This is a genomic window from Streptomyces bobili, assembly GCF_002154575.1.
GTDB classification, from domain to species: Bacteria; Actinomycetota; Actinomycetes; order Streptomycetales; family Streptomycetaceae; genus Streptomyces; species Streptomyces bobili.
In genome coordinates this window covers 19,962-27,178 of the sequence record NZ_MUBA01000014.1, presented here as the reverse complement: position 1 = coordinate 27,178, position 7,217 = coordinate 19,962, and the positions used below count along the sequence as shown (strand labels likewise).

Annotated in this window: 7 protein-coding genes; 4 read left to right on the top strand and 3 right to left on the bottom strand. The window is 72.6% G+C overall.

Features of this window, described 5'->3' with window-relative positions; genetic code table 11:
- Positions 1–55 precede the first annotated feature (55 nt).
- Positions 56–928, top strand: coding sequence for a decaprenyl-phosphate phosphoribosyltransferase (locus BZL64_RS01615; protein WP_086765296.1), 873 nt, complete (start codon positions 56–58; stop codon positions 926–928).
- A gap of 95 nt (positions 929–1,023) precedes the next feature.
- Positions 1,024–1,971, top strand: a complete 948-nt coding sequence (locus BZL64_RS01610) for a YihY/virulence factor BrkB family protein (RefSeq protein WP_086765289.1) — start codon at positions 1,024–1,026, stop codon at positions 1,969–1,971.
- On the opposite strand, the gene BZL64_RS01605 is transcribed toward BZL64_RS01610, so the two are convergent.
- Positions 1,925–3,286: a D-alanyl-D-alanine carboxypeptidase family protein gene (locus tag BZL64_RS01605; protein WP_244205142.1), complete on the bottom strand. Its 1,362-nt coding sequence runs from the start codon at positions 3,284–3,286 to the stop codon at positions 1,925–1,927. The genes BZL64_RS01610 and BZL64_RS01605 overlap by 47 nt on opposite strands.
- 91 nt (positions 3,287–3,377) lie before the next feature.
- On the opposite strand from BZL64_RS01605, the gene BZL64_RS01600 reads away from it, so the two are divergent.
- A complete protein-coding gene (locus BZL64_RS01600) occupies positions 3,378–3,617 on the top strand; it encodes an SCO4848 family membrane protein (RefSeq protein WP_086765285.1) in 240 nt (79 codons plus the stop codon).
- A gap of 36 nt (positions 3,618–3,653) precedes the next feature.
- Positions 3,654–4,961, top strand: a complete 1,308-nt coding sequence (locus BZL64_RS01595) for a metallophosphoesterase (RefSeq protein WP_086765283.1) — start codon at positions 3,654–3,656, stop codon at positions 4,959–4,961.
- 10 nt (positions 4,962–4,971) lie between these two features.
- Here the strand turns inward: BZL64_RS01595 and BZL64_RS01590 are convergent, their stop codons facing one another.
- The gene (locus BZL64_RS01590) at positions 4,972–6,393 is read right to left on the bottom strand and encodes a sensor histidine kinase (RefSeq protein WP_086765281.1); all 1,422 of its coding nucleotides are present in this window, start codon (positions 6,391–6,393) and stop codon (positions 4,972–4,974) included.
- A 20-nt stretch (positions 6,394–6,413) separates the two neighbouring features.
- Positions 6,414–7,103, bottom strand: coding sequence for a response regulator transcription factor (locus BZL64_RS01585; RefSeq protein WP_086765279.1), 690 nt, complete (start codon positions 7,101–7,103; stop codon positions 6,414–6,416).
- Positions 7,104–7,217: the final 114 nt, after the last annotated feature.

Below are 7,217 nucleotides of genomic sequence, written 5' to 3'. Positions count from 1 at the left end.
CCCTGACGCCGACGTAAAGACCGTCCCCGATCCCGCCCCGCCGTCCGGTTCCCTCCTGGCCGGCCTCCTGCGCACCGCCCGCCCCAAACAGTGGGTCAAGAACCTCCTCGTGGTCGCCGCCCCCGCCGCGGCCGGGCAGCTGTTCACCGTCCACACCCTCACCGAACTCGTCCTCGTCCTCACCCTGTTCACCGCCTGCGCCGCCGCCGTCTACCTGGTCAACGACGCCCGCGACGCCGAGGCCGACCGCGCCCACCCCACCAAACGGCACCGCCCGGTCGCCGCCGGGCAGGTCCCGGTGCCCGTCGCCTACGCCGTCGGAGGCGCCCTCGCGGTCCTCGCACCGGCCGCCGCGGCCTGGCTGACCGCACCCGCCGTCGCCGTACTCCTGACCGCCTACCTGGCCATGCAACTGGCGTACTGCGTCAGCCTGAAGCACGTCCTCGTCGTCGACCTCGTCGTCGTCACCACCGGGTTCCTGATGCGGGCCATGGTCGGCGGGCTCGCGCTCGGCATCCCGCTGTCGCGCTGGTTCCTGATCACCACCGGGTTCGGGGCCCTGTTCATGGTGTCGGCCAAGCGCTACTCCGAGGCCGTCCAGATGGCCGGGACGGCGGGCGCCACGCGTGCGCTGCTCACCGAGTACACCACCGGCTACCTGCGCTTCGTCTGGCAGCTCGCGGCCGGCGTCGCCGTGCTCGGCTACTGCCTGTGGGCGCTCGGCGAGGGCGGCGTCCCGCACACCAGCGTGCTGCCCTGGCGTCAGCTGTCCGTGGTCGCCTTCATCCTGGCCGTCCTGCGCTACGCCGTCTTCGCCGACCGCGGCACCGCGGGCGAACCCGAGGAGGTCGTCCTCGGCGACCGGGCCCTCGCGCTCATCGGCCTGGCCTGGCTCGCCATGTACGGTCTGGCGGTCGCCAATTGGTGATCCGAGGGGGCATGGCGCTCGCCCATCGGTGACCGAGGGGACAACGGGTGCTCGGCCGGAGCATCGTACGGATCCAACAAGGGCAGAGTCGGACCATGGACTGGCTGAAAAAGCTTCCCGGGATCGGGCCGTGGATCACGCGCCTGACGCTCACGCACGCGTGGCGGTCGTACGAGCGGCTGGACCGGGTGCAGTGGACGATGCTGGCCGCCGCGATGACGTTCACCAGCTTCGTCGCGCTCTTCCCGCTGCTGACCGTGGCCGCCACGATCGGCGCCGCCACCCTCAGCCCCGAGCGGCAGCAGGAACTCCAGGACAAGCTCACCGACCAGGTACCCGGCATCTCCGACAAGTTGAACATCGACAGCCTGGTGCAGAACGCCGGCACCGTCGGCCTCATCGCCGGCGCCGCCCTGCTGTTCACCGGCGTCGGCTGGGCGGGTTCGACGCGCGAGTGCCTGCGCGCGGTGTGGGAGCTGCGCGACGAGGAGGAGAACCCGGTCCTGCGCAAGCTCAAGGACCTGGGCATCCTGCTCGGCCTCGGCGGCGCCGTCCTCGTCACCCTCGCCATCTCCACCGTCGCCTCCGCGATGGTCGGCTGGATCATCGAGCAGGCGGGCATCGACAAGTCCGGCTGGGGCGGCATCCTGCTGCGCGTCGCCGCGTTCACCGTCGCCGTCCTCGCGGACTTCCTGCTCCTGCTGTACGTCCTGACGCTGCTGCCGGGCGTCGAGCCGCCGCGCCGCCGCCTGATCGTGGCGGCGCTGACCGGCGCGGTCGGCTTCGAACTGCTGAAGCTGCTGCTCAGCGGCTATATGCAGGGCGTGGCCGCGAAGAGCATGTACGGCGCGTTCGGCGTCCCCATCGCCCTGCTGCTGTGGATCAACTTCACCGCGAAACTGATCCTCTTCTGCGCCGCGTGGACGGCGACGGGGAGCGCCGAGGCCGAGGCCGAGGCCGGTACCGAGGCCGGTACCGGCTCCGCCCCGGACGGGATCAGCGGCGCCGGCGCACCAGGTCCGGCAGCGGCCAGCGGCGGTTGACGAGGAACGCGGCACCCGCGAGCAGCACCAGCACGCCGCCGGTGATCGCCATGGCGATCCCGATCCCGCCGGAGCCGTTCCCGGCGACCGCGCCCGCCACCGGCTTCTCGGAGACGTTGCCGGCGCCGCCGGCCTCCCCGTCCTCACCGGAGTTGGCGCCGGGCTGCGCGCTGGCCTGCGCGGCACCCCTCGGCGGGACCAGCTCGCCCACCGGAGTCACCTTGCCGGCCGCCTGGAAGCCCCAGTCGAAGAGGGCGGCGGTCTCCTTGTAGACCTCGTTGTGGTCGTCCTTCTCCGGGTTCATCACCGTGACGAGCAGCACCCGTCCGGCGCGCTCGGCGACGCCGGTGAAGGTGGCGCCGGCGTTGGTGGTGTTGCCGTTCTTGACGCCCGCGATGCCCGGGTACTGGCTGATGTCGTAGTCGCCGGTCAGCAGCCGGTTGGTGTTCTGGATCTCGAAGGTCTCGCGGACCGTCTTGCCCTTCTTGTTCTTCGTGGTGGCGCCCGGGAACTTCGCGGTCACCGTCGAGGAGTACTCCCGGAAGTCCTTCTTCTGCAGCCCGGAACGGGCGATCAGTGTCAGGTCGTACGCGGAGGAGACCTGGTGGGGAGCGTCGTAGCCGTCGGGGGAGACCACGCTCGTGTCGAGGGCCTGGAGCTCCTCGGCGTGCTCGTTCATCTGCTTGACCGTCTCCGCGACGCCGCCGTTCATCGACGACAGGACGTGCACGGCGTCGTTGCCCGAGCGCAGGAAGACGCCGAGCCACAGGTCGTCGACCGAGTACGTCTCGCCCTCCTTTATCCCGACGAGGCTGGACCCGGCGCCCAGGTCCTCCAGGTCCTTCGGCTGGACCTTGTACTGGGTGGTCCTGGGGAACTTCGGCAGGAGCGTGTCCGCGAAGAGCATCTTCATGGTGCTCGCCGGGGGCAGCCGCCAGTGCGCGTTGTGCGCGGCGAGCACCTCGCCGGACTGGGCGTCCGCGACGATCCAGGACCGTGCGGTGAGGTCCTTCGGCAGCACCGGCGCGCCGCCGGCGAGCTGGACCTGCGTCCCGGCCTGCCCGAGGCGGGCGCCGCCCAGCGACGACATCTTCCCCGGGGGAGTGGCCGACGGACTGGTCGAAGCCGAAGCCGAGGCCGAGGCTTTGTCCTTGGCGGCCGGAGAACCGGAGACCGAGGCCGAGGGCGATGCGGTCGGCTTCGGCTTCGGGGTCGGCGCCGCCAGGGACACGGGCGCGGTCAGCGCGAGGGACGCGAGGGTCGCTGAGGTGACCAGCAGGGTTCGCCTGGCGGTCTGCTTCAAGGGTGCGGGCACGACGGAGAAAGTACCTGGCAGACGACGGGAAGTCCCGTCCCCCACCCCACCCCCGTCATGGAACCGGACACCGGGCGGCGATACTGGACGCATGAAGCTCAGCCGCCGGGTGTCCTGGTTCCTTCTCGCCTTCGGGGTGTGGAGCTGGATCATCTGGGTCACTTTCGTCAAAAACCTGATCAAGGACGGCAGCGGTCTCGCGTTCGACGACGGCGACCCCACGGCCTACTTCTGGGTCCATCTGACGCTCGCCGTCGTCTCCTTCGTACTGGGGACGGTCGTCGGGGGCATCGGGTTGCGCGGACTGCGCGCCCTGCGCCGAACCTCATAGCCCGACGCCGCAGACCACAGCAGGGATACGACAACCGTGGCCATCCTCTTCGTGCTGCTCGCCCTGGCGGTCCTGGCCGTCATGGCGGGGGCCAACTGGTACCTGTGGCGCCGCCTGTTCCGCGACACGACCCGCGCCGCCGGCTGGGTCCGGCGCGGCGGCGCGGTACTGATCGCGGGCGGCTGGGCCCTCGCCGTGAGCGCCCTGGTCGCCGAGCGCACCGGCGCCCCCTTCTGGCTCCAGCGCGTCCTGGCCTGGCCCGGCTTCCTGTGGCTGGCCCTGTCGATCTACCTGCTGCTCGCCGTCCTGGCGGGCGAGGCCGTACGGCCGCTGCTGCGGCGCTGGCTGGAGCGGCGGGCGCCCGCCGACGTGCCTGTGGCCCGGCCGGTGGACGCGCGGCACGAGGAGACGGAGACCGTCCCGTCGTCCGCCCGTCCGGGAGCGAGGCCCGCGCCGCCCGAGGGCCCGCAGGACACCGGCCCGACCCCGCAGGACACCGGCTCCACGCTCCTCGCCGCCCCCTCCCGCCGCCTGTTCGTCTCCCGCGTCGTCGGCGGGGCCGCGGCCGTGGCCGCCGTCGGGACCGTCGGCTACGGCACCTACGGCGTGCTGCGCGGCCCGCGGGTGAAGCGGGTCACCGTCCCGCTGGCCAGGCTGCCGCGCGCGGCGCACGGCTACCGGATCGCCGTCGTCAGCGACATACATCTGAGCCCGGTCCTCGGCCGTGGCTTCGCGCAGAAGGTCGTCGACACGATCAACGGCACGCAGCCCGACCTGATCGCGGTCGTCGGCGACCTGGTCGACGGCAGCGTGAAGGACCTCGGCCCGGCCGCCGCGCCCCTCGCGCAGTTGACGGCACGTCACGGCAGCTACTTCGTCACCGGCAACCACGAGTACTTCTCCGGCGCCGGGCAGTGGGTCGAGGAGGTGCGCCGGCTCGGCCTGCTCCCCCTGGAGAACGCGCGGACCGAACTGCCGTGGTTCGACCTGGCCGGCGTCAACGACATCGCGGGTGAGAGCGAGGGCCAGGGCCCCGACTTCACGCGAGCGCTCGGCGGCCGGGACACGGCACGCGCGTGCGTGCTCCTCGCCCACCAGCCCGTGCAGATCCACGACGCCGTCGAGCACGGCGTCGACCTCCAGCTCTCCGGCCACACCCACGGTGGCCAGCTCTGGCCCGGCAGCCTCCTCGCCGCCGCCGCGAACCCGACCGTCGCGGGCCTGGAACGCTACGGCGACACCCAGCTCTACGTCTCGCGCGGCGCCGGCGCCTGGGGCCCGCCCACACGCGTGGGCGCCCCCTCGGACATCACCGTCATCGAGCTGGCGTCGAAGCAGGCCTGATCCCCCGGTCTCAACCGCACCCCGCCGGGCGGGCCGGCAGCCGTACCGTCACCGTCAGGCCCTCGCCCGGAGCCGTGCGGACGCCCACCTCACCGCCGTGGGCGTCGACCACGCCCTGCACGATGGCCAGGCCGAGACCGCTGCCCGCGCCGCCGCCCGCGCGGAAGAAGCGGTCGAAGACCCGCGCCGCGTCCTCCGCGGCCAGCCCCGGCCCCTTGTCCCGCACCGACAGCCGTACGACGTCGTCGGCGCGCTCCACGGCCAGCTCGACCGGCACGTCGGCGGGCGTGTGCGTGCGCACGTTGGCCAGGAGGTTGCCGAGGACCTGGCGCAGCCCCGACTCGTCGGCCCGCACCAGCACCGCGCCCTCCGCGTCGACCGTGACGGGCCGGTCCGGCTGCTGGGCGCGCAGGTCCTGCGCCGCGTCCCGCACCAGACGGCTCACGTCCACGTTGCGCAGCCGCAGCTCGGGCCGCTGGTCGAGGCGGGCCAGGGTGAGCAGTTCGTCGACGAGCCGGCCCATGCGGTCCACCTCGCCGTTCATCCGGTCCCAGGCGCGCCGCCGTTCGGCCGGGTCGCGCAGCATTCCCTGGTCGTACAGCTGGAGATAGCCGCGGATCGCGGACAGCGGGGTGCGCAGCTCGTGCGAGGCGTCGGCGACGAACCGGCGCAGCTGGGCGGCGCTGCGTTCGCGCGTGCGGTACGCCGTCTCCACCTGGTGGAGCATCGAGTTCAGCGCGAGCCGCAGTTGCTCGACCTCCTGGGTGGGGTCGTGACGGGAGGGCACGCGCCGGGTCAGGTCGCCCTCCGCGATCGCCGAGGAGGTCTCCACCATGTCCTCCAGCGGCCGCATCCGCCGCCGCACGCTGAACAGCGTCAGGCAGGCGAGCAGCGCCAGCAGCAGGGTGCCCACGGCGAGGTCGAGCTTGAGCGCCTTGACCATGCCCTTGTGCAGGGCGTCGGTGGAGGTGGCCAGCAGGATGTAGGAGCCGTCGGGGAGCCGGATCGCGGTCGCCCGGTAGGCGGCCCCGTGCACGGTGACGTCGTGCGGGTCCGCGTCGCGGGCGAGGGCGGCGGGGTCGTCTACCGCGTCCGCCAGCCCCGTCTGGGCCTCGGTCGGCTCGACGCCGAAGACGGCCACCGCCTTCCCGTCGCCGCCGACGGCGGCGAAGACGGTGTCCGGCGTGGGCGGTTCCTCGGACTGCTCGGGCACCAGCCGGTCGCGGACGAAGCCCAGCACGCTCAGCGAGTCGATCTGCCGCAGGGTGAGCCCCGACCTGCTCAGCGAGGCGCGGGTCTTGGTCAGTTCGGAGTCGGCCTGGTCCAGCAGGTAGTGCCGCATGCCCATCAGGCTGACGGCGGTCGCGGCGACGATGCCGAGCGCGAGCAGCGCCACGTTGGCCGCCGTCAGCTTCACGCGCAGGGAGTGCATGCCACGCCGGCGCAGGCGTTTCACGCGATCCCGTATCCGACGCCCCGGCGGGTGGTGATCACGGGCGGTCCCAGCGCGTCCAGTTTGCGCCGCAGATAGCTGATGTAGGTCTCGACGACGGTCGACTCGGGCGGGGTGTGCTCGTACTGCCAGACGTGGCGCAGGAGTTGCTCCTTGGGCACGATCCGGCCGCCGTTGCGCACCAGGAAGCGCAGCAGGGCGTACTCGGTGGGGGTCAGCTCGACGGTGCGGCCCGCGCGGTGCACCGAGTAGGTGGCCTCGTCCAGCTCCAGGTCGCCGTAGCGCAGCGGCGGGCGCTGCGGGAGGACGTCGTGGGGGCGGGTGCGGCGCAGGACGGCCGTGATGCGGGCGACGACCACGTCGAGGTCGAAGGGCTTGGTGATGTAGTCGTCGCCGAAGCCGAGGGCGCCGACGATCTCCGCGGGTGCGTCCCGCGCGGTGAGGAAGACCAGGGCCAGCTCCGGTCGCCGCTCGCGCAGTTCCCGCCCCAGGGCCCGTCCGTCGCCGTCCGGCAGCATCACGTCGAGCAGTGCCACGTCGGGCCGCACCCGCCCGGCGAGGGTGAGGGCCTCGCGGACGGTGCCCGCGGTCATCACCTCGAAGCGGTGCAAGCGCAGGGCGATCGCCAGGACGTCCGCGATGCTCGGTTCGTCCTCCACGACCAGCACGGTGCCGGGAGCCGTCGTCATGCCCCCCAGTATCGGCGGGGCCGCGGGGAACGGGGCCGGTTCCCCCTTTGGAGTTCCTTGAGAGTCATGGCGGTTCGCCGCCACGCGCGCGTGGCGGCCCCGATCCTGTTGCGC